Here is a 22,954-nt window from a genome sequence, read left to right on the forward strand (position 1 = left end):
TTCTTCCACTAAACTGCTAACGATAGTTAAATAGTCTCTTCCGTTTCAATATCGAGAATAAATTCAATATTTGCTTATTAACAATATTTTTGAGAGAGCGATGTATTTTGTTATTATCAAAAGGTTGCCCCCTCTTAAAGACAGTCAGAGTTTATTAGGGCATGAGAAAAGTGAAAGCTTTAGACAAGAATTTTATAGGAAGTATTTTTAGTAATTACTTACCGATGATGAGCAACGCTAAAAAGTCGTTGGCATTTATTGAATTCTTCCCATTAGTTTAAGTACATTCCTTCAAAAAGTCATTTTCATCGAAGAATAAAGGAAAGAGTTGGGTTTTGCCGCATCTTCTAATCGTTATCTCTTAAGAAAAATCCTTCGAAGTGTTCTTAGCATAACTTATATGGGAGGTGTTGAAATTGGCAATTTACGAATGGGGAGTTGACTCAGCTGAGAATGTAACGGAAGAATTATTTCAATGTGTTATACGTAATTTTGGATATCCGAAATTTTGGGGAAGATACATGGTAAGAGTTCCTGGTGCTTCGGAAGGGTTAACAAAACAGGAAATCTCATTTATTCAAAGTAAAGGTGTAAAATTATTACCTATTTATAATTCTTTTCAAGAGGCAAAAGGATATAGACAGGGAAGAGTAGCTGCAAATAATGCAGTATTTAATGCTCGAAAACTCGGAATACCAAAAGGTGTCCCATTATTTGCGAATGTCGAGCGATTTTTTCAAGTTGATAATGAATGGATTCAAGGTTGGACGGAAGCAATGTTTACAAGTGGATATAAAAGTGGTATTTACAATGATCCAGTGGTAGGTGGTTTTAATAAAGCGTTTTGTAATGCAGCAAAAGAAAATGCAAAGGTAAAAATACAAAATATATTATGGAGTGCTGAACCAGAGTTGGACCCAAGTGGTCCTCGTAATCCCCCAAATTATAAACCGAAGGCCCCTAATTGTGGTGGAAACGTATGGGCTTGGCAATACAGTCGAAAAGTAACACAGTGTCCAATTGATACTAATTTAGCTAACAGCAGCTTAGTAAATATTCTATGGTCATAAAAATACCCCGTTTTTTCAACAGGGTATTTTACATTTCATATTTATCAATTTCACAATACAAAAAAGTAAATGTCGTCACTTCATTCATTCACTCTGCAGTTCAACAAGCGAGCCCGATTGTTGAATAACAATACTGATATCTAGGGAGTTCAGGTGGGAGTTCCGTACTTTCTTCTAAGTGAATTTCAGCACCAGTTCCTCCTTCACCAGTTTCAAATACTTAATGGTCTAGCTGGTCCGTTACTTGAGATGGATATTGTCCTATTTACGGAATACCACTACCTAAATCAAGAGGTTATGATGAATAACAACACTATCTCAATCGAAACTCATATAATAATCTAATCGAAAGCCCGTATAGATGTGGAACCCTTTCTGCCCATAAGTAAATTAAGCAAGCTCTCTGGTCTGGTTGTCACAACTCAACTTGTTTGCAAAACATCGTGATCCATGTATCTTTCTCCGTTTAATTCACTGATCACATTAACACAGACAATCATAGGCACCAGGTGAAGTAAACAACGAACCAGGCTTAGAATGTCTAAACGTACACTAACGATCCGGCATTCAGGGTCATGTAGGTACATATAGATTAAGTGTTATCCAAGCCATTGAAACATCTTAACTTTAATAAAGCAAAAGTAGATTTTTTTTTATAATAACTAGACTTTCAAGCGGAACTTAGTATAAATCGGCTAAGTGTTAAGATCCATATCCCTCTCAAAACTTATGTGTTCGTGATTAAATAATAATCAAGTCGACACCTATTTCCTGTAATCTTTGCAATATGTATCATTCATTGAAAGCTTTCCTTTTAAATTTCTTTAACGATATAACAAAAGAACCTGTTATTGAACAAGATTGTTCGACAGCAGGTTCTTTTTTTAAAGAAATGATCCTTATTAAAATGATATCTTGCTAAAGGTGTTTTCTAAGTCACTAAGAAATTCCCCTAAAGATCTTTTTCATCAATTAGGGGCACCCGTCTTAATTCATCATGGTGATATACCCTTGCCTTTGTGTCCATCCTGGAGTACCCTTCAAAACGCTAATTGCCAACAAAGCCGCCATAAAACTGTCTTGTATTATCATTTATAGTTATCACACCCCACCCCCTAGACTGGGAACTATAACATAAATAACCAAAAATATTCCCGGTTCTTTTTTTACGTTTAAATCACTCTTCTTCGCCTCAGAAATTCATTTACTAAATATGCCGATTGAGGGAAGTGTAACCCTACTTGCCAGGCTCCTATCCCCCTTAATCGATAATCTACAACCAATTGCAGCTTGTGGGCACGGGCTCTCGAGTCTTCGAACCAAACGATATGCCTTGCCCCCGCTTCGTCCCGATAGCTAAAGAAAGGCTGCTGGTCTGGAATGGAATGTTGAATTGGAACTTGATATTTCATAGCTGTCTCAATGGCATTAGAGACGGAAACAGCACGTGCACTTAAAGCCGTTCCATTTGACATCGTCCAGTCATATCCGTAACGTGGAACACCAAGTATAATTTTATTCCCTCTCATAAATTTTTGAGCATACTCGATGGTTTTCCTTACTTCTTGGATAGGAGCGACAGGACCCGGCGGACCGCTCGCCTCATGCCAGTCATAGGCCATGATAAAAACAAAGTCAACAGCAGACCCAATGCCTCCGTAATCATATCCCTTTAACCAAGGGATGTCATCACTTGTTTTCGCTGGGATGGCTACAGAAGTATAATATCCTTCAGGCTTTAATCGATCTCGTATAGCTCGCAAGAATCCACTATATAAATCTCTTTCTCCTTCACGGATTCTTTCAAAGTCAATATTCACCCCGGCATAATTTTTTGTCTTCACCAAATTGTAAATATTATTAATAACTCGTTCCCTTATCTCCGGATTATTTAATATTTGCCTTGTTAATTCAGGACTGAATCCAGTCTCGGTTAAATTTGTAATCACTGCAAGCGGGGCAACGTTATTTTCCCATGATAGATTGATAAGTTGTTGATCATCAAGTGTACTTAAACTTCCATCTCCAAGGATATGATATTCAAATATACCAAAATAGGTATTAATAGAAGCAAAGCCTTCAACATTGGCGATATTTTTTTCAGGGCTAGAAGGCGTGATATAACTCAGGTTCTCTGCTTCATACTTAAGTCGGGGCGGCAAATAGATATTCATGCCAACCATCAATAAATCGGAGTGTAATCCATTATATAACCGAATCGTTTCAATAGGGAGGAAGGCCATTTGAGAAATGGAGTATAGCGAATCTCCAGGTTGTACAATATATACATCTGTCGTAATGAGCAAATCCTGTCCTGGTACTAATCGATCTGTTTTTAAGCCGTTCATGATTCTTATACTATCCATAGTAATTCGGTATTTTGTCGCGATGGAATATAAGGTGTCTCCCGTTTTAACAATGTAAATAAACATATGGCACCTCTTTCATCTTTCTTTATCTCAAATTAAAAACCTCATAATTCCCTCCTTATGTCTTTAAGAAAATCACAAAAGAATGACCATTCACTTTATAACAAAAATTATATGCAGATGTTTTTTTAAAAATGATAATAAGCAGCTTTCGGAAGCAATTCACAGAAAAGTTCTTTTGGATCTAGCCATCGGTTTAAAAAAGTATAATTATGGACAACAACAATGGAAATGACTTTTCGCAAACACGCTATTAATACATAAAAAAATATTGAAAGAAACCTAATTAACTAGGCTAATAATTGGAATTCGCTTCTTGATCAAGCGAATACAAATTTATTAATTTGGGGAAAATATGTCTGTCTTATATTTACTTGTTGAAGGAGGAATACAAAATGACTGATCTCTATTCCCGTATTTCGAAGGAGGATGCCGCCGTTCTTTTTGTTGACCATCAGACCGGCCTTATCTCTGGACTCGTGCGTGACTACGGTGTTGATGAGTTTAAGAACAATGTCCTGGCTCTGGCTAATACTGCCAAATTTTTCAATCTCCCCGTTATTCTTACCACGAGCTTCGAGAATGGCCCGAACGGTCCAATAATGCAGGAGCTCGTCGATCTCTTCCCAAATGCGCCAAAGATCTCTCGTCCAGGGCAAATTAATGCCTGGGACAACGAGGATTTTGTCAAGGCTATCGAAGCGACTGGCAAGAAGCAACTTATCATTGCCGGTGTGGTTACTGATGTCTGCGTTGCTTTCCCAGCACTTTCGGCATTGAAAGCGGGTTATGAAGCATTTGTCGTTACCGATGCTTCCGGAACATTCAGCCAACAGGTTGCGAACGCCGCGCTGATGCGAATGGCACATGCTGGCGCGCAACTTATGAACTGGTTTAGCGTGGCGTCCGAATTACAACGCGATTGGCGTAACGATAGCGAAGGTTTTGGCGCTTTACTTGCCAGCCAACTTCCGGGCTATCAAAATGTAATCGGGAGTTATAAGGGAGCTCAGAACGATCTTAACAAGTAGAAAAATTAAATTCTCAATTTTTTCATATGACACTAAAAAAGCTGGCCGGTAAGGTTACCGGTTAGCACTTCCAATTCTATTGCCTTTTTACAGATTTCGAAATCATTACTTTAAGTTTTGCTGCACTTGCTACATCCTCCACTTTTTTGCCCTTCTGCCCAACTGTTACGGATTGCCGTAAGGGTTTCTATCAGCCCCAAAGAAAGATTGGTCTATGAAGGCTGGTGCAAATCCATCACACATTCAATAGATTTTATCTATATCATTAGCAATGTTGTAATTGCGAAGAAAATACTAGAAGGAATAAAAATCACTATAAACTTAGTATTAAATCTGACAATAAAAAAAGTACGATTATTTTTAATGAAAAGCTCTTTTTTCTTGCTAAGTATGTGAGAACCGGGAGAGACAGTAACAAAGAAGTTCGACAGCCATTTCTTGGACTCTTCAACATCGCTTTAAAATCGATATTCTGAGTTTGGAAGAAAACATATGTGAAGCCTATGTGTTAAAGATCAAGAATAGCAAAAAACTCGTCAGATCAACCAGTTATTCACAATAAATTATTGTACTTAGCATCCGAATTTTCTCCCGATAATGACTGCAGAAAACTCCCGAATTGCCGCTGGTCCAAGGCCAGCTGACTAAATTCAGCATATATATAAGTGAACAATTAACATCAAAGATAAGCTACTCATCCACTCGCTCCTTTAGAGTGGGTTTTTAATAAACGAATCGCACATTTATAAACCACCAAAATGGTGGATTTCTTATACTTCTAACACGGAAATCAGAGATAAATTAAATGTTATTAACAATGTCACCAGGGGGCTCAACCGCAATAACATCATTTATCTTGCGGGTTTCTTTATTCAAAGCATTCAATTCTTTGTAGTTTCAACTTCAGCTTTTCTGCAACTTTTTTATATTTCACTTAAAAAACAAAAGATGATGAATTACTTGAAAACCGACTATGACGAATATATTTGTTAAGTAAAAAGGCCAAATAAAGCAAAAACTATTCAAAAAAAGATAAGAGCATATAAGTGCTCTTACCTCCCTTAAATTTTTCCCTGCTATTCTTCCTTGCTTGCTGCCATATTCATGTTCGCTTCGACATTCTCCTGACTGATGGTTGTAAATGGTAAACTCCTCTTGCCAGAGAAGTTCTCAAGCAAGTCTTTAACATCAATTCCCGAAGATGCCTTTAATGACTCCTGCAATGTGGCCATTAAATCCGTTGCATACCCAGTCACCTTATTGGCCCCGCCATTCGCACCGCTTCCACCTGTATCCACTACAGTAATTTTGTCGATATTACTAAGCGGACTTGCCACTTGTTTGGCATACTCCGGAAGCATTTTCAAGATCATATCCATGACGGCTGCCTGGCCGAACTGTTCAAATGCTTCGGCAATCTTCTGCTTGGCTTCTGCCTCTGCCACCCCTTTTAACCGGATGATTTCCGCTTCTGTCGTACCCTGTGCCCTTTGTGCGTCCGCTTTAGCAAGACCATCCATACGAACACGTTCCGCTTCCGCCTTCGCCATGGCTTCGATTTTATACTTATCGGCATCCGCTTCCGTTATTTGTTTCATTTTATTTGCGGAAGCCGCCTGCTCTACCGCATAACGGTCGGCATCCGCCTTTTTCTTCACTTCTGAATCATATTGCTTTTCACGGCGAAGGATTTCTTTTTCCTCCAGCTCAATTTGCTTTTGCCGTTCGATGATCCTGATTTGCATTTCCTGTTCGGTTACATCCTGTTTGGAGCGGGCTGTTTCCAGATCATAAGCTTGGTCAGCACGGGCTTTGGCAATATCCTGCTCGCGACGGAATTCCGCAACCTTCAGCTTGTTGATTTTCTCGGCTTCGGCTATTTCGGTTGCCCTTTCAAGTTCGGCACGCTGTGCCTCCTTCGAAGCTTCGGCGCGCTTGATTCGCGTTTCTTTCTCTGCTTCTGCGGTAGCTATATCGGCATCCCTCTTCACTTGTGCAATCCTTGGCTTACCAAGGGATTCAAGGTACCCATTTTTGTCCCGAACATCTTTAATGGTGAATGATACGATGATGAGCCCCATTTTAGCTAAATCCTGTGAGGCTACCCTTTGTACTTCCTGGGAAAACTTTTCGCGGTTTTTATAAATTTCCTCGACTGTCATCGACCCAAGGATGGAACGAAGATGTCCTTCCAAAACTTCCCGCGCTTCCTGTTCACGGTCATCTTTGGATTTACCAAGGAATTGCTCCGCCGCTGTGGCAATATCGGTGATTGAACCGCCAATCTTGATTATCGATACACCATCAGCCATGACTGGCACACCCTGTTCTGTGTATACTTCAGGAGTTGAAACCTCAAGTTTGCTTGACAACAAGCTCAATGGTTCTGCTTGCTGGAACACCGGCAGAACGAAGGCGCCTCCGCCTCGAACAATCTTGATTTTATTTCCTGATTCGTCGGTGTGAACATTTTTGTTTCCCAAGTAGCTTCCGGTCACGATCAATGCCTCATCAGGACCGGCCGTGCGGTATTTCGTAATAAAGACAGCAATAAGTGCGATAAGTAAAAATGCAACAATGGCGACGACAACCCAAATCAAATTAAACATAAACTACCCCCTACCTTTTTTTAATCCTGATGGGGCAATACATAGACAACCCCATTTTTAACTTCGATGATCAAGACTTTTGTATCCGAAACAATTCCTTCATTTTTATAACTGGCTGCAGTTTTTGCAATGCTTCCACTGATGCTTTCAATCAGGACTTCCCCAAATCCGTCAACCGGGATTGATGTCAGAACTCTGCCGACCCTCCCCCTCAAATCATTGTCATGAAATGTCAAACTTTCTTCCGCTGATGAGATGGGAAGCAAAACAAATACATTCAGTAAAGTGACGATGGTAAATGAAATGATCAGGGAAATGCCTGCAGTCAATCCAGCATGTAGTCCTGAAAGGGATTCAAGCAAAAAACCACTCGCAAAAAACACGGTCAAAAAGCTAAAAATGAGTGTAGGGTTAAATATATCCGGTAATTCAAGGCCGGAAAATATATCATTAAACAAGATAAATAAGAATGTTAGCCCCCCGAATATAATTAATCCATATAAATAGACTGTTTCTAATGGAACCCCAAATAACTCCATCTCTTTCATCCTTTAAATTCGATTTTTCCAAGCCGCTTACTATTTTAAGGGCCCGGGATAAGCGTTTTACCAACATTGATAGTCTATAGTTATAATCCCCTCCATTAACTTCGCTTACCATTCATACGAATGATGCATTAAAAAAGTTTCATTTATTTTCCAAGTTTTGAATTTTACTCTTATTTTTTACAAACATTGTCGTCTAATAAATCATTAATGAATTAAAATCCAGAATATCATTGACAGTGTTTAGTTAACATATTAAAATTCTTTATATGTTAACTCGCCATATAAATAGGTTTACATTAGGGGGAAGCACAATGAATGAACGTCATGAGAAGATAAGAATGATGATGATTACAGCTTTATTTGCAGCAATTATAGGAATACTTGCCCAAATTACAATTCCACTGCCCTTGGTCCCGATTACAGGACAAACTCTTGCGGTTGGACTGGCAGCAACGATACTCGGTTCACGTTATGGAACTTCTTCCGTTTTATTATACTTGTTCATAGGGGCAGCGGGAGTGCCCGTATTCGCTGAAATGTCTGGAGGATTAGCTAAGATATTCGGTCCGACAGGCGGTTATTTATTATCCTATATCCCAACAGTATATATTACGGGTCTGATATTGGAAAAAACCCGTTTCTCGGTTGCAATGGCTTTCCTTGCAAATACAATCGGGATGATAATTACTTTGGTCATCGGTACGGTTTGGTTAAAATATATGAGTTCATTATCTTGGCCAGTGGCATTTGCCAGCGGTTTTGCTCCATTTATAATCGTAGGCGTTTTAAAGGCATTCCTTGCATCATGGCTTGGCATTACAATCCGTTCAAGGTTAGCTTCGGCTAATATGCTGCCCAAAAAAAATGCACCACTTTCCCAATGATGGGTAAATGAAAGAGAGGGTACCGCTTGTGGTACCCTCTCTTTCATTTATATTCAACTTCCCGAAAACATGCCCAAAAAAAAGACTCTTAAATAAGAATCTTTTTTGCAAGTATTTATTGCGGTCCTATCCCCATAAGTCCGAATATGAATAGCAAATGTATAGTATCCCCTTTGCTAACCGTAACCATTTTACTATAGGAACAGTAATTTGACAACTATTGAGGACAACATGAACTAGCTGAGCCTTTATGATGAATATAGTAACGACTTTAGTTACTTATTATTCACTTTATATTCTTTTTTTGTACCATCTTCGAAAACGACCTCTAAATCAAATTCTTGATAGCCATCTTTCAAATTAAAAGCTTTTGTCACTTCTTGAATGACTTCCTCCTCTGATGAATCTTTGTTGAATGTCAATTTCTCTAGAATCGGGGTCAATTCTTTCATGGCTTCATCACCGTGTACTTCATGTTTGTTTTGTTTGTCCTCAATCGAAGCTTCTGTTTGAGCTCCCATGGTATCATATTCAGCTTCGTATTCGTTATCATTGCCTGTATAATCCACTTCCAATTGAAAATCCTTATAAGTGAAAGGCAGTTTTTCATTATTATCCGTTTCTGTTTCAGGATTATTTTCCGCTTGATTTTCATTTTCCTGTACCGGCGGATTTTTCACTTCATCGTTTTCTTCTCCGCATCCAGCCAAAACAAGCATAGCGGCAAAAGGCACTGATAATATTTTGATTGATCCTCTCATTGTTTTTTCCTCCTCTAGTCTGTATACCTTATTTATTTCCTAATAGAGGTCAATTGAAACTCCAGAATCCCTCACATACACCAATTCGACCAAGTGATCATAGTGGAAGGACATAAAACAATACCGCAAAAAAGTGTGTGACAGATCCCCCAAGCACGAATACATGCCAAACCGCGTGATGAAACGGAAAACCGCGCCAAACATAAAATATGGCTCCAAACGTATAAAGCAATCCACCTGCAATCAGTAACTGGATACCAGCTGAAGGCATCGTTGCTGTAAGTGGTCCCCAAACGATAACTATCATCCACCCCATTGCAATATAGAGAATCGTCGAAAGGAAGAGGAATTTTTTCACATAGAAAGCTTTGAAGACGACCCCGATTATGGCAACTCCCCAAATTATACCCAGCAGTGTCCAGCCTAGTGACCCTTGGATCACAAGAAGCATGATGGGGGTGTATGTCCCTGCAATGAAAATATAGATGGCCGAATGATCAAAGATTTCAAATATATCCTTTGTTTTGCCCTCTGGAAAACTATGCACTAAAGTGGAAGAGAGGTATAAAAGTAGCATGGAAACACCATAAATGACTGAAATGACTATATGCCAAGCCGATCCTGTTTGGGCTGAGAATATGATTAAAAACACTAGTGCTGCAATACTTAACAAAACGCCGACACCATGGGTTATCGCATTGACCACTTCTTCTTTTTTTGTATAAACATGTGTATTAGCCATGTTACAGCTCCTTATTTCCGGATTAGTTTTTGTATTCACTAAGTATACATCAGATTCTCCAAGCAATATAGAAAAGTGAATATTAACTTGATTAACACCTCTTAATTAGATTACCATCTAATTAGATGACAATCTAATTAAAGGAGGGATAAAATTGCAATTAGAAAAATTGGTCGCTTTCCATAAAACGATTGGTGATGTAACAAGGATTAGAATTATATCCATTCTGGCAAATGGTCCAAAACACGGACAGGCACTTGCCGGAATATTAAAATTGACAGCCCCGACCATCTCACACCATTTAACTAAATTGAAGGACATTAATTTAGTGAAGGATCGAAGGGAAAAAAATACGGTATATTATTTTTTGAATGAAGATGTCCTGAAGCAGTATTCGTCTGCATTACCTAAAATGGTTTCAACTAAGGGGGATTCCAATAAAATGGATAATCAAAAGATGAATTTTGAACACAAAAAGATCCTTGAAAACTTTTTGATGCCAGATGGTCGATTAAAAACCATACCTGCACAGAGAAAAAAGAAAATGATCGTTCTTCATCATATAGCCAGCCTTTTGGAAAAGGGACGTAAATATCCAGAAAAAGAATTGAATGAATTCATCCAGTCTTTCCATGATGATTATGCAACAATAAGGCGTGAACTCATTATCGGGAGTATCATGTACCGTGAAAACAGCATTTATGAATTGAATCCCCGCGAGATGTGGGCTGATATCGTTTAACGGAAGGTCTCAAAAATAAAAAACCGGCCTCCTATTTGGAAAGCCGGTTGTGGTGGTATAGTTTATATGGCAAAATGATGGCCGCCGATAATTTTTATTACTTCTAATTGTTTCATCCATTCGCTGTCCGAAATACTAGGATTCCAAAAATACAGGGCATCATTTGTATACCCATGAATCGCCAATGCTTCATTGACAGCTTTCTTGGCATCTTCTCCTGCCGGTTTATTTATACTGCCATCACCAACAGGCGAGAATTGGTTTTTTTGATAAATTACTTCCCGTACCGTATCAGGAAATTCATCGCTATCAAGGCGATTCAACACAACTCCTGCCACCTCGACCTTACCTCTGTATGGCTCCCCTTTAGCTTCTGCATGCACAAGCCTTGCTAATAATTCTTTATCTTTTTCATTCATTACATGTGGAATAATCAATGTTTTACCGGGCTCGGCAACATTATTTACATTATGATTTACTTCTTTCAACTTTCCGATTGGAACTCCGTGCTGCTTCGCAATATCCCATATCGATTCACCTTGTTTAATGACATGTTTGGTTGCTCCATCCGAAGCTTTACTGGTCGTTCCCTTAGGAAAAGTTATCCCAAGTATGATGACACTTAGAGTCATTATCATGGTTATTATAACTGATAATTTCATCCTGTAACCTCCTCGTTAAGCATCTTCCTAGGATAACAGACCATTTGGGAGAAAACAGTGCTAAATTTTTTCCAAGGAAATGAAGGAAAAATTTTCACGGGTCTATTAACTTCGAAATTTTAATGATTCCCATTCTTCCCGTATCATTCCCATCCTGATTGAATCATAATAATAACCATCATGATAACGGCATTTTCTCATCCTTCCCTCTACTTGCATGCCTACCTTTTCTCCAACTACGATCATGCGTTCATTACCGGACCATGTCGTAAGCCCAACCCGCTGAATCTCCATTTTTTCGAATAAATAGCCTATGAATAACCTTAACGCTTCTGTTCCATAACCGCCATTCCAATACTTTGGCTCAAATATCGTAATTCCAATTTCAAGCCAACGTGAAGGTTCATGTTCCCAGTAATATACAATAGATCCTATTATTTGATCGTTTTTTTCCATTAATAGCTCAGAGTAAGCCCCCATTTTTTCATCATAGGTCCTGTGCTTCGCTTCTTTATCGATATACGTTTGGAAATCAATGAGTTCAAGAGGATGATAAGGTGCATCCCACTTTTTCCATTCTGGATCGGCTTCTCCAAATTTGAGGCTCCATAAACGTTTTAAATCGGCTTGTTTTACATTCCTCAATATTACTTTTCTTCCTTCAATCCAAACATCGTCCAATCCGCTTCCTCCCACTTCAACCTTGCCGTACTTTCCATTTTATTTGTCGACACATAATTTAATAAAATATTGCCTTTCTCTGGGACCATCGAATTCACAAAAATATACACCTTGCCAAGTACCAAGGATCAAGCTCCCTTTATGGATGATCACCTGCTGTGAAGAACCAACCGTACTTGATTTTAAATGGGCTGCCGTGTTTCCTTCCATATGTAAATCCAATGTATGATTCCATGGGTATTGCTCATCCAGTCTTCTTAGCATATCCTTTTTGACATCAGGATCGGCATTTTCATTAATCGTGATCCCTGCTGTCGTATGTGGACAATATATAAGAGCTATCCCCTCTTGAACTCCATTTTCCTGGATGAATGCCTGTATTTCAGTCGTAACATCAATCATATCATCCCTTTTCGTCGTTTTTAAGGTATTTTTCTTCAGCATGTACGTTCACTCCTTTTGTTCGTTTTAATACTCCTTTACCCCTAAACCTTACATTCATGCGTTCAAAAACGGTTCAAGAATTAAAACATTAGAAAATTTCATCGTCGATACTCACCTATTCTTAATGATTTTTTTCTGTGAAATTGGATATATAAGCAGTTATTGGCGAGGTGGCAAGCTGAGCTTCATTATTTAGTCAATCAATCATTACCAATTAGCATCCCCCAAAAATACCGAGGATCGATCAAAATATGCCGGAACGGAGGATCATTTCATATATTTATCCGATTCCTTCGGCAACCGGATCCGAAATTTTGGAATGGAAATGATAAAAAGCGGGTCCATTAATCGGACCCGCTTTTGTATGTGCATCATTTTTGTTTCTTTTTCCAAAATCCCAATATTAAAGCGGTAATGAGAGCTCCTATTAAAATCGCCAGCAAATAGCGGAAAGGATGGTTGACTAGGGGGATGACAAATATTCCTCCATGTGGTGCTGGTAAAGTTACACTAAAAGCCATTGACAGGGCACCAGCCGTCGCTGCCCCAACAACACTGCTGACGATTACACGCAATGGATCTGCCGCGGCAAACGGAATGGCTCCTTCTGTAATGAACGAAGCACCCATGAAGTAATTAGTGAATCCTGATTTCCTTTCCATTTCAGTGAATTTGCTTTTAAAGAATGTAGTTGCAAATGCGATTCCAAGAGGAGGAACCATTCCACCAGCCATTACAGCTGCATGCGGTCCGAAACTTTGAGCTTCAATCGCTGCAAGTCCAAAAGTGAATGCCGCTTTATTTAAGGGGCCACCCATATCCACAGCCATCATCCCCCCTAGAATCAATCCAAGGAATATTGCGTTCGTACCAGATAAACCTTGCAGCCAATTGGTCAGGCCCATGTTAATAGCGGTTACTGGTTCATTTACGAGAAATATCATGATAAACCCTGTAATTAACATACCGAATACAGGATAGAGTAAAACCGGTTTAATGCCATCAAGTGTTTGCGGTAAACCGGAAAACAATTTTCTTAAAAGTAAGACGACATAACCTGCAAGGAAACCGGCGATCAGTCCGCCAAGAAAACCGGCATTAGCCTGTGCTGCCAATAATCCCCCTACCATACCAGGAGCAAAACCCGGACGGTCGGCAATACTTGAAGCAATGAATCCAGCCAGGACAGGGACAAGTAAGAAGAAGGCCCCATTTCCCCCGCCAATATCACTTAATGCTTTAGCAATGGGATTATAATCCGGATTTGCCGGATCGGCTGCCTCGATTCCAAAAAAGAAAGAAAGCGCAATCAAGATTCCGCCGCCGACGACAAATGGAAGCATATTACTTACACCATTCATTAGGTGCTTGTAAATCCCCAATCCTCCTTTTGCTGAATCACCTTCATCACTTTTATCGTTACCTGCTCCTTTGTATATAGGGGCATCCTGATTCAAGGCTCTGGTTAACAGCTCCTCGGTCTTGCGGATACCATGGGCCACAGGGACAATTATGACATGTTTTCCATTAAAACGATCCATTTCCACCTGCTTATCAGCTGCAACGATTATCGCATCCGCCTCATCAATATCTGCGGCGGTTAAGCCATTTTTGATTCCCGTGGAACCATTTGTTTCGACTTTGAAATCGATTCCCATTTCCTTAGCTTTAGCCTTTAGGGCATCTGCAGCCATATAAGTATGGGCAATTCCTGTTGGGCAAGCTGTAACGGCAAGGATTTTACCCTTTTTATTGTTTCCACTCGCATCATTACTTGATTGCTGCCCTACTTTTTCTTCTTCATTGGTGTCCATTTCTTTTTGATTGATTATCTGCAACACTTCCTCACCAGTAGAAGCAGCAATCAATTGGGCTCTGAATTTATCATCCATCAGTAATGAAGAAAGCCGGGAAAGGGTTTCCAAGTGATCTGCATTCGCTCCTTCACTTGCTGCAATCATAAAGAACAAATGAGCTGGCTGCCCATCAAGCGATTCATAATCCACGCCACTGACAGATTTGCCGAAACAGATGGCAGGTACCCTTACAGCACTTGTTTTTGCGTGTGGAATGGCTATCCCTTCACCAATCCCTGTTGTGCTTTGCTCTTCACGTTTTAAGATGGCAGCTTTGAAACCCTCCACATCGTTTAACCTGTCTGCCTCGGCCAGCTTACCTGATAGTTCATCAATGACTGCTTGCTTTGTAACGCTTTGCAGATCGATGATGATTGTATCCAATTTTAACAAGTCTGTAATTTTCATAGAGTCAGCCTCCTGTTAGATGATTGATAGCAATTTGCGGTAATAACTCTTCCATTTTATCCAATGTACCGAGATCGGATGAAAAGGCTGTAGCACTACCTGCTGCAAGACTGAAGCGGAAAGCAGATAGAATATCCCCAGTACTTTCATATGTCCCGATGAAACCTGCGACCATGGAATCACCGGCACCGACTGAATTGATGACGTTCCCTTTTGGAACATTCGCGGAATATGACTCTCCACCGGAGCAAAGCACGGCCCCCTGTCCCGCCATTGAAACAATAACGTTTTGTGCTCCTGCTTCAACCAATTTAGCGCCATATTCCCTAGCATCATCAACCGTTCTTATTTCGGTTGAAAAAAGCTCACCCAGTTCATGGTGATTTGGTTTTATTAAAAATGGCCGGTGTGGGAGGACATTCAGTAATTCCTTGCCACTCGTATCCACAACCACTTTAATGCCGTTACGGGAACAAGACCTTGCCATGGCTTCATATACATCCGAAGGAACGCTTGCAGGGATGCTTCCTGATAAAATGATGATATCAGTATTATTCAACTGCTCGATCTGACTAAATAATTGTTGATAATTCCCTTTTGAAATGGTTGGCCCTTGGCTATTTATTTCTGTCTCCATCCCCGTTTTCAATTTAACATTTATTCTTGTATCTCCAGCTATCTCTGTAAAGTCCGTGAAAATTTCTTCTTGTCTTAAAAACCTTTTTACAAATTCACCAGTTTGTCCACCGATGAATCCTAACGCTGTCGTACTATTTCCCAGCCTTTTAAGCACTCGGGAAACATTGATCCCTTTCCCTCCAGGGAATTTTGCATCATAACTGGTTCGATTCACCTTGCCCATTTGAAAACTCTCTACCTCGACCAGGTAATCGATGGATGGGTTCAGTGTCACTGTATAAATCATTAAATGGTCACGACCTTTATCTTTGGATTTTTATGGAGTTGAGCAATGGCCTCTTCATCATTGCTGTCAGTAAGGATTATGGCATCGCTTACATCTGCCACCTTAGCGAAAGTAGCTTCATTCAGTTTTGAACTGTCAGCAAGCACATATGTCTCGTTAGAAAGACGTAATGCCGTCTTCTTCAGCAGAGCTTCTTCCGGGTCAGGTGTTGTGAAACCCAGGTCTGGATGGATGCCGTTCATCCCCAAGAAACATTTATCAAAACGGTATTCATTCAAAAACTGTACAGCATTGCTTCCAATAACGGCGTTTGTTGAAAATTTTATCGTTCCGCCCACTAATACTGTTTTGATTTCCATTTCGATGAGTTTTGGAATATGCATAAGACCATTCGTGAGCACCGTTATATTTTTATCCTTTAAATATGGAATCATTTCCGCAGTTGTCGTGCCTGCATCAAGATATATACAATCATTTTTCTCTATGAATGAAGTCGCCAGCTTGGCAATAAGTTGTTTTTCAGCTCTTGCTTTGTATTGCTTTTCCATGGTTGTTGGTTCAAGGCCTTTTCTTTGAAGTAAAGAGGCCCCGCCATGTACGCGTTTTAAGAGCTTCATTTCTTCGAGTTGCACTAAATCTCTCCGAATGGTCGACTCCGAGGCTTGTAAATGATCTACAAGCTCTTGCAGCTTTACCGTTCCTTGTTCTTTAAGGATCGATAGTATGAACTGGTGCCTTTCAGTTGTCAACAATTCGCCCACCTCACTTTAATATCATCATCATATATGAAAACGGAGTAATAATCAATCAAAAACATTTAAAAATAATCAAATCCATTCAAAAATACTTTCAAAAACATTCATTTAGTTTGAGGTGACCTTTCTTGAATCCATTATCTTTTTTTCTATGAAAATACCCTTCCAGATCTTAACAAAAAAAACCCCATGTCATGATGACATGGGGGTTCGAATGATTTTATTAGCCTTGAAGTAAAAGTTGTTCTGGATCTTCCAGCATATCTTTGATAGCCACTAAGAAACCAACAGCTTCTTTTCCATCAACGATACGGTGATCATAAGATAATGCAAGGTACATCATTGGTCTGTTTTCGATTTGATCTCTAACAGCGATTGGACGAGTCTTGATTGTATGCATGCCCAAGATTCCAACTTGAGGGGCATTCAAGATTGGTGTAGATAATAGGGAACCGAAAGTACCACCGTTTGTGATAGTAAAAGTACCACCTGATAAATCTGAAAGTCCCAGTTTGTTGTTACGCGCTTTAACAGCTAAATCCGAAATGTTCTTCTCGATTTCAGCAAAACTTTTGCGGTCAGCATCCCTTACTACCGGAACGACAAGACCTTCATCAGTGGATACAGCTACACCGATATCATAGAAGTTCTTTTTCAGGATATGGTCGCCTTGGATTTCAGCATTCAATAACGGATATTTTTTCAGTGCGCCAATGACCGCTTTAGTGAAGAATGACATGAAACCAAGTTTAACATCATTTGTTTTCACGAAAGAATCCTTATGGCGGCTACGCAATTCCATGACTGCAGAAAGATCGACTTCGTTAAAAGTAGTAAGCATGGCTGCTTCGGATTGTACTTGAACTAGACGTTTGGCAATGGTTTGACGACGGCGTGTCATCTTAACCACTTCAATGCGGTCATCATTCACTTCAACAGGAGCTGCTGCTTTTTTAGCTGCAGGAGCTTGTTTAGGTGCTGCTGCAGGTGCTGCCGGAGCATTGCTTGCTGCTTCTACGTCTTGTACACGTACACGGCCTAGTGGATCGGCTACAGGCACTTGAGTCAAGTCAATTCCTTTTTCGCGAGCCAATTTTCTTGCAGCTGGTGATGCAATAACTTGTTGAGTGGATGATGCTTCCTTCGCTTCTGCTTTCGGAGCTTCTTTTGCAGGAGCCGCTTGTTCTGTCTTAGCTGGTTCTGCTTTAGCTTCCTCAACCTTAGGAGCTTCTGCTTTTGGAGCCGCTGCAGCAGATCCATTTTCATCAACGATGGCGATAGCCTGTCCAACTTGGACAGTATCGCCTTCTTCTGCTAAATGTTCCGAAAGTGTACCGGTATAATCTGAAATGATTTCTACGTTCACTTTATCCGTTTCAAGTTCAAGGACATATTCTCCTTTTTCAACGTGATCACCGGGTTGTTTTAACCATTGCGCAATAGATCCTTCAGAAATTGATTCTGCTAATTCAGGTACTTTTACTTCAGCCATTTTATTTCTCCCCCTCATTATTGCGTGTAATTGCTTGAGTCATAATCCGTTGTTGTTCATTTTTATGGACAAGTGGATCTCCCTCAGCCGGGCTTGATCTGCGCTTCCTTCCTATATATGTTACTGAAAGATTGCCAGGAGCCGCTGCATTTAGGCGTGGTTCAACAAATGTCCAAGCACCCATGTTTTTAGGTTCTTCTTGTGCCCAGAAGATTTCTTTAAGATTTGTATATTTTTTCAGGGCTTCTTGAACTCCAGTGAATGGGAATGGATAAATTTCTTCGATACTGATGATTTGCAACCAATCTGTATTTTTTTCAGTTGCCGCTTTTTCACGAAGTTCAACCGCCAATTTACCTGTTGCAAAAACAATGCGTTCAACCGATTTAGGTTTTTTGCCCAAAGCTTTGGTTTCTACGAATGATTCAAAAGAGCCTTCACTGAATTCTTCAGCTGTAGAAGCCATCACTTGATTACGAAGCATACTCTTCGGTGTCATGATGACAAGCGGACGTACTTGTTCTTGATCCAAAATCTTAGCTTGTCTTCTAAGGATATGGAAGTATTGAGCTGCCGAGCTTAAGTTGGCAACTGTCCAGTTGTTTTCAGCCGCTAATTGAAGGAAACGCTCAAGGCGTGCACTTGAGTGCTCTGGTCCTTGTCCTTCATAACCGTGTGGAAGCAGCATGACAAGACCTGATTTTTGACCCCATTTTGCACGGCCTGCCGCGATGAATTGGTCAAAGATGACTTGTGCTGTATTAGCGAAGTCACCGAATTGTCCTTCCCATAAAACAAGTGTCTCAGGTGCAAAAACATTATAACCATATTCATAAGCCAGAACTGCCGTTTCAGTAAGCGGGCTGTTATGAACAGCGAATGATGCTTTGGCAGATTCTAGTGTGTGAAGTGGTGAATATGTTTTTCCGTTAACACTATCATGTAACATGATATTACGTTGTGCGAATGTTCCACGCTCTGAATCTTGTCCAGTCAAACGGATTGGCGTGCCGTCACTCAATATGGATGCAAATGCCAATGTCTCAGCATGAGCCCAATCGATTTTTCCGTCAGCACCAAAGGAATCCAAGCGACGTGATAAGATCTTTCCTAATTTTTTATTAGGAGTGAATCCTTCAGGCCACTTAACCAGTTCTTCGTTTATTGTAACAAGTTCTTGTTTCGAAACTGCCGTATCAATGGCTGGAAGTCCTTTTTCAATAATCCCAGGAGGATTACATTCTTTAGAAGCTTCCGGTTTATTTCCGGAAATTTTCGCATATGCATCCGCAAGCCTTGTATCCACTTGCTCACCAATCGCTTTAACTTCAGCTTCAGTGAACGCGCCAGATTGAATCAGTTTTTTTCCATAAAGTTCTTTAACGGTTGGGTGCTTATGAATTAATGCATACATTTCAGGTTGAGTCACCAATGGCTCATCCATTTCGTTATGGCCGAAACGTCTGTAACCGATTAGGTCGATCAAGAAATCCTTATTGTATTTTTCACGATATAGGTTAGCAAGGTTCACGGCAGCCATACATGCTTCCGGATCATCTGCATTCACATGCACGATCGGCACTTCAAAGCCTTTGGCCAAATCACTAGCATATAATGTTGACCGTGAATCTTCACTTTCCGTTGTAAACCCGATCATGTTATTGGCGATGATATGGATGGCGCCTCCAACTTGATAACCGCGTAAACGGCTTAAGTTAAACGTTTCAGGTACAATTCCTTCACCCGGGAATGCTGCATCACCATGAATCAGGATTGCAAGAGATTTGGAAATGTCCTGAACCGGGAATCCTTTTTCTGAACGGTCTTCTTGTGCCGCACGAGAATACCCTTCCACGATTGGACCGACTACTTCCAAGTGACTTGGGTTATTGGCAAGTGTAATCCTTGCTTTTTGTATATTTGATTTAGTTATCTGTTTATCCAGACCTAAATGGTATTTAACATCACCGGTCCATCCATTGTTAATGCCTGTTGAACCTTCGGAAGGAACCAAATCTTTATTCGGTGAATGTTGGAATTCAGAGAAAATGACCTCATATGGCTTTCCTAATACATGTGCAAGCACATTCAAACGTCCTCGGTGAGCCATGGCAATATTCACATTCCCAGTTCCGTTTTGAACAGTTTGTGAAATCATTTCATCTAAAATCGGAACCAAAGCATCCAGTCCTTCAATAGAGAAACGTTTTTGCCCTACATATGTGCGGTGAAGGAATTTCTCGAAACCTTCGACTTCATTCAATCGTTTAAGTAATAGTTCCCTTTTCTCTTTAGTCACTTCCGGGAACATGTTTCCGGATTCGACCATATCAGTAAGCCATTGCTTTTCATCCAAGTCATTAACATGGTGAAATTCAAAGGCTATCGTTTTTGTATAGAGTTGTTTTAGGTATTGTACGGCTTCGTAACCGTCTTTCACGTCTTCAGGTGATTCCGGGCAAATAAAGTCAGCCGGTATTTTCCTTAAATCATCTGCAGTCAGGCCATATTTTTCAAAGTGAATTTGTTCAGTGTCAAGAGCTTCTTCTTTTAAAGGATAAATATTTGCAGCAAGATGTCCGTAATGACGGATATTTTCAGCTAACGTTACTGCAGACATAATTTTCTTCATTGGAAGAACTTCTCCAGCTTGTACAGTTGGTGCACTTCCAACCGTTGTTTCTGCCGATACATCGAATGAAGGAGGACCTGCTACTTCAAAAAAGTTTTTCAGTTCCGGATCCACTTCTTCCGGGTTGGCTAGAAATAGATCGTATTGCTCCATGACATACCCAAGGTTTGGACCTGAAAAAGCTTTCCAGTGGTCTAATACCTTAGAATCATTGATGGTCATTTTGTAAACCCCCAAATTTTTCTCATAATTTTTTTCATTACGTTTTATCCATCCCCAAATTTCTTTCTTCTAAATTTTCCCCAAATATATGATATATATAAGATATATAATAAATAACTTTGGTCATTGAATAATAAAATTTTAAAGGATAAAACGTTTTCAGATGTTATATTAACATGTTTTTGTCGAAATATCCAAAGGTTAAACAACTTTATGCAACCTTTTTGAAACTATATTTCTGTTTAATTCGTCAAAATACGCTTTTAATAGACTTTTTTGCTCATTTAAGTCTTTTTTTCGCTAAAAAAAGATTTTTGTATTTTTGTATAATGATTATTTTTCAGGTAAATTTAACTAGTATGAAAGCCCTTTCAGCTCAATCAAACTTCCAAGCTGTTAAACTTAGATTGCCATATTGAAAGCTCCTGTGCAGGAGAGATGCGTTTTTTTTGTCATCCCCTGCCCCCATTGCGATGACCAATGGAATGAAATGCTCTCTGGAAGGCACGGCCTCTGTGCTATAAGGTGCGATCTTTTCATACTCAAACAAGGATTGCAAATCCCATTTCAAGATTTTCTCTTCGACCCAGTTCTCAAACTCGATTGCCCATCCTTCTGCAACATGCATATCCTCCTGTATTTGGGTGAAATTATGGACAATTCCACCGCTCCCGATGATCAGGACATTACTTTCCTTTAATTCCCTCAATGTTTTCCCGATTTCATACTGCTTGTCCAATGGCAGCGCAGGACAAATGGACATAGATACGGTCGGAATGCCAGCATCGGGATACATGATATGCAAAAGCCCCCATGATCCATGATCCAGGGGGCGCCTTTCATCAAGTTCCCCCAATACACCTATCCTGGACAATAAGGTTAAAATTCGATCCGACAGCTCAAGGCATCCCCTAGCAGGATAAGTTATCTGAAATATTTCTTCAGGATACCCTGCAAAATCATAAATGACTTCGTGCTTCCCTACTGCTGAAATCATTTGATCTTCACTTTCCCAATGTGCTGACAAAATAACGATGGCAGCAGGTTTCTTCATAGTTTGCATATAATCCTTCAAAAAAGAAGTGTAGCCATTCTTTTCCAAGGCTAGTAGCGGTGTTCCATGTGATAAAAACAATGATGGCATCATAGAAACGATAAATCCTTTCACATTGTAATCTCAATACCCTATACCTTAATTTACTATAGATAAACATTGTGTTCATCAATTAAATTGCAATTTCGGGGTTGTCTCATCAATAGTATCAAAGGTATACCCTTCTTTTTTAAGAAATTCAATTATATCAGGCAATGCTTTCACTGTATTCTTCATACTATTGATATCATGCAATAAGATATTAACATGCTTTTGATTTTTCGTCCCTTTTTGCACAGCCGTAATGATTTGTTGTTCACTTATTGACGGACTGAAGCCATCTGTCGAGTCAATGGACCAATCAAAGTAAATATACCCTTTTTCCTTCAGTTGTTGAAGGATTCCATTAATGATGGGTTTCGTTGCAGCCTGATGACGCAGTCGATTATTTGAGCCGCCAGGAAGGCGCACAATACGGCTTTTTATCCCATACTCCTTTTGCAGCATGGTTTCAAGCCTATTCAAATCTTGAAAGAAACTCTCAGTAGATCGATAAACGATGGAATAATCATGTGTATAAGAATGAAGGGCAATCGCATGACCCCGAGAAACCATTTCCTGATAACTTTCCTTTGCGTATGGTTCATCATTCCCTTTAACGAAAAATGTGGCCTTAACATGATAGCGGTCCAAAATATCCAAGATCTTCATGGTATTCAAAGATGGTCCATCATCGAAAGTCAAATAAGCGATTTTCTGATTTTCCTTACTTTTTAGAAGCGGTGTCATCTCTTCAGGAACCATTGCATGTACTTGAATGTTCTGGACTTCCGCAACCAACAAAATAATAATGAAAGAACCCGCCATGGAAAGAAATAATTTCATGATATTCTTCATAGGTGCTGCATCCCCTTCCTTTTGACCATTAAGATGTACCAATTAAGGGGTTTCATGCACAATAAGACAGC

Annotated in this window: 19 protein-coding genes and 1 pseudogene; 4 read left to right on the forward strand and 16 right to left on the reverse strand. The window is 39.8% G+C overall.

Annotated elements, in window-relative coordinates; genetic code table 11:
• The first annotated feature begins 416 nt into the window (after window positions 1–416).
• Window positions 417–1,070: a glycoside hydrolase domain-containing protein gene (locus ACQKNS_RS20045; protein ID WP_427645022.1), complete on the forward strand. Its 654-nt coding sequence runs from the start codon at window positions 417–419 to the stop codon at window positions 1,068–1,070.
• Between the two features lie 142 nt (window positions 1,071–1,212).
• Here the strand turns inward: ACQKNS_RS20045 and ACQKNS_RS20050 are convergent.
• Together ACQKNS_RS20050 and ACQKNS_RS20055 are read right to left on the reverse strand one after the other, a co-directional pair.
• Window positions 1,213–1,332, reverse strand: a pseudogene (locus tag ACQKNS_RS20050) (ring-cleaving dioxygenase); the annotation flags it as partial.
• A gap of 910 nt (window positions 1,333–2,242) precedes the next feature.
• A complete protein-coding gene (locus ACQKNS_RS20055) occupies window positions 2,243–3,502 on the reverse strand; it encodes a glycosyl hydrolase family 18 protein (RefSeq protein WP_427645023.1) in 1,260 nt (419 codons plus the stop codon).
• Window positions 3,503–3,894: 392 nt separating this feature from the next.
• Between ACQKNS_RS20055 and ycaC the strand changes: the two genes are divergently transcribed.
• On the forward strand, window positions 3,895–4,530 hold the full coding sequence (gene ycaC / locus ACQKNS_RS20060) for an isochorismate family cysteine hydrolase YcaC (protein WP_427645024.1): 636 nt from the start codon (window positions 3,895–3,897) through the stop codon (window positions 4,528–4,530).
• 1,076 nt (window positions 4,531–5,606) lie between these two features.
• Here the strand turns inward: ycaC and ACQKNS_RS20065 are convergent.
• Both ACQKNS_RS20065 and ACQKNS_RS20070 read right to left on the reverse strand, forming a co-directional pair.
• A complete protein-coding gene (locus tag ACQKNS_RS20065) occupies window positions 5,607–7,139 on the reverse strand; it encodes an SPFH domain-containing protein (RefSeq protein ID WP_427645025.1) in 1,533 nt (510 codons plus the stop codon).
• Window positions 7,140–7,159: 20 nt separating this feature from the next.
• Window positions 7,160–7,678, reverse strand: coding sequence for a hypothetical protein (locus ACQKNS_RS20070; RefSeq protein ID WP_427645026.1), 519 nt, complete (start codon window positions 7,676–7,678; stop codon window positions 7,160–7,162).
• 320 nt (window positions 7,679–7,998) lie between these two features.
• On the opposite strand from ACQKNS_RS20070, the gene ACQKNS_RS20075 reads away from it, so the two are divergent.
• Window positions 7,999–8,571: a biotin transporter BioY gene (locus ACQKNS_RS20075; protein WP_427645027.1), complete on the forward strand. Its 573-nt coding sequence runs from the start codon at window positions 7,999–8,001 to the stop codon at window positions 8,569–8,571.
• Window positions 8,572–8,846: 275 nt separating this feature from the next.
• On the opposite strand, the gene ACQKNS_RS20080 is transcribed toward ACQKNS_RS20075, so the two are convergent.
• On the reverse strand, window positions 8,847–9,332 hold the full coding sequence (locus ACQKNS_RS20080; RefSeq protein WP_427645028.1) for a YusW family protein: 486 nt from the start codon (window positions 9,330–9,332) through the stop codon (window positions 8,847–8,849).
• Between the two features lie 97 nt (window positions 9,333–9,429).
• Entirely contained in the window at window positions 9,430–10,074 is a 645-nt protein-coding gene (trhA, locus tag ACQKNS_RS20085; protein ID WP_427645029.1) for a PAQR family membrane homeostasis protein TrhA, read from the reverse strand.
• 154 nt (window positions 10,075–10,228) lie between these two features.
• On the opposite strand from trhA, the gene ACQKNS_RS20090 reads away from it, so the two are divergent.
• Window positions 10,229–10,816, forward strand: a complete 588-nt coding sequence (locus tag ACQKNS_RS20090; RefSeq protein ID WP_427645030.1) for a metalloregulator ArsR/SmtB family transcription factor — start codon at window positions 10,229–10,231, stop codon at window positions 10,814–10,816.
• A 62-nt stretch (window positions 10,817–10,878) separates the two neighbouring features.
• On the opposite strand, the gene ACQKNS_RS20095 is transcribed toward ACQKNS_RS20090, so the two are convergent.
• The 10 genes from ACQKNS_RS20095 to ACQKNS_RS20140 form a co-directional block, all read right to left on the reverse strand.
• A complete protein-coding gene (locus ACQKNS_RS20095; RefSeq protein WP_427645031.1) occupies window positions 10,879–11,478 on the reverse strand; it encodes a cell wall hydrolase in 600 nt (199 codons plus the stop codon).
• Window positions 11,479–11,583: 105 nt separating this feature from the next.
• Window positions 11,584–12,159 (reverse strand): GNAT family N-acetyltransferase, encoded by a 576-nt coding sequence (locus ACQKNS_RS20100; protein ID WP_427645032.1) that lies wholly within the window; start codon window positions 12,157–12,159, stop codon window positions 11,584–11,586.
• A 39-nt stretch (window positions 12,160–12,198) separates the two neighbouring features.
• Window positions 12,199–12,603: a secondary thiamine-phosphate synthase enzyme YjbQ gene (locus ACQKNS_RS20105; RefSeq protein ID WP_427645033.1), complete on the reverse strand. Its 405-nt coding sequence runs from the start codon at window positions 12,601–12,603 to the stop codon at window positions 12,199–12,201.
• 371 nt (window positions 12,604–12,974) lie between these two features.
• The gene (locus tag ACQKNS_RS20110) at window positions 12,975–14,867 is read right to left on the reverse strand and encodes a PTS fructose transporter subunit IIABC (protein ID WP_427645034.1); all 1,893 of its coding nucleotides are present in this window, start codon (window positions 14,865–14,867) and stop codon (window positions 12,975–12,977) included.
• A gap of 4 nt (window positions 14,868–14,871) precedes the next feature.
• Window positions 14,872–15,792 carry a 1-phosphofructokinase gene (gene pfkB / locus ACQKNS_RS20115; RefSeq protein WP_427645035.1) on the reverse strand — a complete coding sequence of 307 codons (921 nt, stop codon included), beginning with the start codon at window positions 15,790–15,792 and terminating at the stop codon, window positions 14,872–14,874.
• Entirely contained in the window at window positions 15,792–16,544 is a 753-nt protein-coding gene (locus ACQKNS_RS20120) for a DeoR/GlpR family DNA-binding transcription regulator (protein ID WP_427645036.1), read from the reverse strand. Before ACQKNS_RS20120 ends, pfkB begins: the two co-directional genes overlap by 1 nt.
• A 226-nt stretch (window positions 16,545–16,770) precedes the next feature.
• Window positions 16,771–18,039 (reverse strand): 2-oxoglutarate dehydrogenase complex dihydrolipoyllysine-residue succinyltransferase, encoded by a 1,269-nt coding sequence (gene odhB, locus ACQKNS_RS20125; RefSeq protein ID WP_427645037.1) that lies wholly within the window; start codon window positions 18,037–18,039, stop codon window positions 16,771–16,773.
• A gap of 1 nt (window position 18,040) precedes the next feature.
• Window positions 18,041–20,893, reverse strand: a complete 2,853-nt coding sequence (locus ACQKNS_RS20130) for a 2-oxoglutarate dehydrogenase E1 component (RefSeq protein WP_427645038.1) — start codon at window positions 20,891–20,893, stop codon at window positions 18,041–18,043.
• 376 nt (window positions 20,894–21,269) lie between these two features.
• Window positions 21,270–22,040: a dioxygenase family protein gene (locus ACQKNS_RS20135; protein WP_427645039.1), complete on the reverse strand. Its 771-nt coding sequence runs from the start codon at window positions 22,038–22,040 to the stop codon at window positions 21,270–21,272.
• Window positions 22,041–22,115: 75 nt separating this feature from the next.
• A complete protein-coding gene (locus ACQKNS_RS20140; protein ID WP_427645040.1) occupies window positions 22,116–22,883 on the reverse strand; it encodes a polysaccharide deacetylase family protein in 768 nt (255 codons plus the stop codon).
• Between the last annotated feature and the right edge of the window lie 71 nt (window positions 22,884–22,954).

The organism is Peribacillus sp. NPDC094092 (assembly GCF_050279365.1).
Lineage (GTDB): Bacteria > Bacillota > Bacilli > Bacillales > DSM-1321 > Peribacillus.

Coding starts and splice junctions, on each gene's coding strand:
- ACQKNS_RS20055 (WP_427645023.1), bottom strand. CDS start 3,502: ATGTTTATTTACATTGTTAAAACGGGAGACACCTTATATTCCATCGCG.
- ycaC (WP_427645024.1), top strand. CDS start 3,895: ATGACTGATCTCTATTCCCGTATTTCGAAGGAGGATGCCGCCGTTCTT.
- ACQKNS_RS20065 (WP_427645025.1), bottom strand. CDS start 7,139: ATGTTTAATTTGATTTGGGTTGTCGTCGCCATTGTTGCATTTTTACTT.
- ACQKNS_RS20070 (WP_427645026.1), bottom strand. CDS start 7,678: ATGGAGTTATTTGGGGTTCCATTAGAAACAGTCTATTTATATGGATTA.
- ACQKNS_RS20075 (WP_427645027.1), top strand. CDS start 7,999: ATGAATGAACGTCATGAGAAGATAAGAATGATGATGATTACAGCTTTA.
- ACQKNS_RS20080 (WP_427645028.1), bottom strand. CDS start 9,332: ATGAGAGGATCAATCAAAATATTATCAGTGCCTTTTGCCGCTATGCTT.
- trhA (WP_427645029.1), bottom strand. CDS start 10,074: ATGGCTAATACACATGTTTATACAAAAAAAGAAGAAGTGGTCAATGCG.
- ACQKNS_RS20095 (WP_427645031.1), bottom strand. CDS start 11,478: ATGAAATTATCAGTTATAATAACCATGATAATGACTCTAAGTGTCATC.
- ACQKNS_RS20105 (WP_427645033.1), bottom strand. CDS start 12,603: ATGCTGAAGAAAAATACCTTAAAAACGACGAAAAGGGATGATATGATT.
- ACQKNS_RS20110 (WP_427645034.1), bottom strand. CDS start 14,867: ATGAAAATTACAGACTTGTTAAAATTGGATACAATCATCATCGATCTG.
- pfkB (WP_427645035.1), bottom strand. CDS start 15,792: ATGATTTATACAGTGACACTGAACCCATCCATCGATTACCTGGTCGAG.
- odhB (WP_427645037.1), bottom strand. CDS start 18,039: ATGGCTGAAGTAAAAGTACCTGAATTAGCAGAATCAATTTCTGAAGGA.
- ACQKNS_RS20130 (WP_427645038.1), bottom strand. CDS start 20,893: ATGACCATCAATGATTCTAAGGTATTAGACCACTGGAAAGCTTTTTCA.
- ACQKNS_RS20135 (WP_427645039.1), bottom strand. CDS start 22,040: ATGATGCCATCATTGTTTTTATCACATGGAACACCGCTACTAGCCTTG.
- ACQKNS_RS20140 (WP_427645040.1), bottom strand. CDS start 22,883: ATGAAGAATATCATGAAATTATTTCTTTCCATGGCGGGTTCTTTCATT.